This is a genomic window from Microcystis sp. LE19-195.1E, from assembly GCF_027532095.1.
GTDB lineage: Bacteria > Cyanobacteriota > Cyanobacteriia > Cyanobacteriales > Microcystaceae > Microcystis > Microcystis aeruginosa.
Genome location: NZ_JAPZSZ010000224.1, coordinates 1 through 3234 on the forward strand (window position 1 = coordinate 1; position 3234 = coordinate 3234).

At 44.6% G+C, this 3234-nt stretch carries 2 protein-coding genes and 1 pseudogene; 1 reads left to right on the top strand and 2 read right to left on the bottom strand.

What is annotated here, in order from left to right:
* A partial coding sequence (locus O9300_RS12615) for an RRXRR domain-containing protein (RefSeq protein WP_287971957.1) occupies positions 1-726 on the bottom strand: 726 nt, incomplete at its 3' end.
* A gap of 460 nt (positions 727-1186) precedes the next feature.
* Between O9300_RS12615 and ctpC the strand changes: the two genes are divergently transcribed.
* On the top strand, positions 1187-2479 hold the full coding sequence (ctpC, locus tag O9300_RS12620; RefSeq protein ID WP_287971959.1) for a carboxyl-terminal processing protease CtpC: 1293 nt from the start codon (positions 1187-1189) through the stop codon (positions 2477-2479).
* On the opposite strand, the pseudogene O9300_RS12625 reads toward ctpC, so the two are convergent.
* Positions 2469-2653 (bottom strand): annotated as a pseudogene (locus O9300_RS12625) (hypothetical protein). The gene ctpC and the pseudogene O9300_RS12625 overlap by 11 nt on opposite strands.
* Positions 2654-3234 lie beyond the last annotated feature (581 nt).

Here is a 3234-nt window from a genome sequence, read left to right on the forward strand (position 1 = left end):
AGCAATTCCATCGTTAGCATGACTTTCGGGTGATTGTTCTGCTTTATTTTTAGACTTTTCTAGTCGCAAATGTTTTCTGAGATTAGAGGTTTGCCAACCAAAGCGAGTATGGACTGTTGCCAATTGAGACAGTTGCTCAATAGCCCATTTTTGTCCAACCATAACCGACGAAAAACCTTTTCCAGACTTAGCTCCTTTTCTACCGGAAGTTAAATCAATATCGGCTTTGATGTACTCAAAGTAAATATCGGTAATTGGATAGATTTTGGTTAGTTCGGAAACGACTCGAAGTTCAAGTTGACGATTAGCTCTGATTGAGGGAGCTAATTTTCCTTGTTTTCTATTTGAGAATCGTTTTTGTCGATGCGCTCTTAGATTAAAAGGAAGTTGGCGGTTAATCCGTCTTCCTCTACGTCCTCTTCGCATTAAGCAGCGATTGTCCAGTCGTTCTCTTACTCGTTTAAAAGGAAATTCTAAGTGAGCCTTCCAAAGAGTAAAAAGAGAGGATTGAACGCCAATTCCAGAGAATAATTTACCCGGGTCAATACCAATAGCAATCGGTTGGGTTTTGTTGTTAGAGGGTTCATCGGTTAGCTGGACATAGAAAATACCTAAGTCGTTGAATTTACCGATAGCTTTTCCTTCTTTAATCCACCGTCTGGCCCGACTGGATTTGGTGGGCATCAACGGTTTTCCGTCTTTTGAGATAACAGGAACTCTTGCCATGGAGATAATCCTTAAGAGTAAAGTTAAAGTCCCTTACCGCAACACAATCAAGATGTCTTGTCTAACAACGCTTTACCAATAAAGCTGAGAGGAAATCCGAACTAGGGAAGTATTCGGAGGTCTGTGCCAGATGGTGTCTCGATGCGGTAGTCTCTACTTGCGTCGCCTAAATTGGTCTAGGCAAGCCCCGTCCCTTTTAGGGCGGGGTTAGTGACAGGGAAAATCCGGGACAGTTTTGCTGTTATCTTACGTCGCGAGGTGGGCTGCTGGCAACTCGATCGCTACTCAAATAACCAGTTTGACAAAGAAAGAGATAATAAATGTTATAACAGTAGTAGTCTACAGGCGTTCTTTTGTCTGTCTCCAGGAAACCTAAACGCTCCTTTTTGCCAAGATATTTCGACGGTCAGCCAGAAAGAGCGTTCTGGCAAGAACAGCCTAATTTATCCGAAAATTACCTATGGTTATCAACAAACGCGGACTTGTTCTCGGTGCTACAGCAGTGGTCCTGTCTACCGTCGCCGTCACGGGGGCGGGATTCCGTCTCTCCCAAAGTCAAGCTTTTTTTCAGGAAAGTCCCAAGGAAACCGTTGATGAGGTTTGGCAGATCATCAACCGCACTTATTTAGATGGCACTTTTAATCAATCGGACTGGAACGCCATCCGCAATCAGTATTTAAATCGTTCCTACAAAAATCAAGAGGAAGCATACACCGCTATCCGCGAGATGTTGAAAACTCTCAATGATCCCTATACCCGTTTTATGGATCCCAAAGAGTTTAACAATATGAAGATCGATACATCGGGAGAATTGACCGGGGTAGGGATTCAACTGACCAAAGATGAGAAAACTAAGCAGTTAGTCGTGGTTTCACCCATTGAAGACACTCCCGCTTCTAAAGCTGGTGTGCTGCCTAAAGATGTGATTATCGCTATCGATGGTAAATCTACCGAAGGTATGGAACTGGAGCAAGCGGTGAGCATGATCCGCGGCAAAGTGGGGACAAGCGTTAAGATCACGATTCAACGGGGTGAGGAGAAGAAAGAATTGACTCTTACCCGGGCCAAAATTGAAATTCACCCGGTGCGCGCCCACACGGAAAACACCCCGATCGGTAAAATCGGTTATATCCGTCTTAATCAATTTAGCGCCCAAGCTAGTGGCGATATGAGTCAAGCGATTCGCGAATTGGAAACCGAAGAGGTGAAAGGTTATATTCTCGATCTGCGTTCTAACCCCGGCGGTTTACTCTACGCCAGCATCGAAATCGCTCGGATGTGGATACCTGATGGTTTAATTGTCTCTACGGTCGATCGCAAAGGGGTGACGGAACGTCAACGGGCCAACAATCAAGCTTTGACTAATAAACCGCTGGTTGTCCTCGTCGATGGTGGTTCCGCCAGTGCCAGTGAAATTCTCTCCGGAGCTTTACAGGATCATGATCGGGCGGTTATTGTCGGTACGAAAACCTTTGGTAAGGGATTAGTGCAATCGGTACGCAATCTCAGTGACGGTTCGGGATTAGCGGTGACAATTGCTAAGTATCTCACCCCCAAAGGACGCGACATCAATAAAGATGGTATTCATCCTGATGTGGAGTCGGAACTGAGCGAGGAAGAGCGCAAAAATCTTCAACAGGAACGGGATCGGGTGGGAACCTTCCAGGATCCTCAATTCAAGAAGGCTTTTGAAATCTTGGAAAAAGAAATCACTGAAGGCAAAAAAACGCCCACCAATACCGCTAAACAATAGGTTGACATTTGCCCGCTCGAATTAAACCCACCCGACGGGCGATCGCTTCTCCCCGCTCGGCAAAGGACCCCAGTATTGACCATTGACTGGGGTTTTTCCGTTTTCTAGGGCTATAATCTGACAAATTCCGGTATTTTCCTGGACAATGTACCAGTTTTGTCGGCTATTATCCATAGATTTTTCTCCTTATCGAAAATTTGGGTTAAAACCCCGTCCTTTTAGGACGGCTTTAAGCTACAATGGAAAAAGCGATAACCAAGCTAAAAACTGAACCTTGACAACAGATAGTAGGGAGTTTTGTTCAGAAAAGAATTCAAATTCGGCCTTGAACGAGTAAAACTTTCTAGGAAATAAGGTTGAACATGAGATTTTTTCGACTTGTTCAAAGTGGACGGAGGGCATTCGGACACTCAAAACGGACGGGTCGAAAGTGTCAGACTTAAGCAATTAAGCGTTTTTCGCTATCTGCGTCAACCCCGTTGACGCGACCACCCTAAAAAAGTGGCGTGGTGAGGAATCGCCGTCCGTTTTACGGCGGCGAGGATGTCAAACCCCAAACCCTAGGGTTGATTCATAGTAGGGTTGATTCATGAATCAACCCTACCCCAAACCCCAAACCCCAAACCCCCAACCCCCAAACCCCCACCCCCAAACCCCCCAAAAAAAATTTGGCCCAAAAACAAAATAAAAAAATTTTAAAAAAATATATAAAAAAACACGGCGATAAATTGAAAAATTAAAAAATTTTTTTCAAA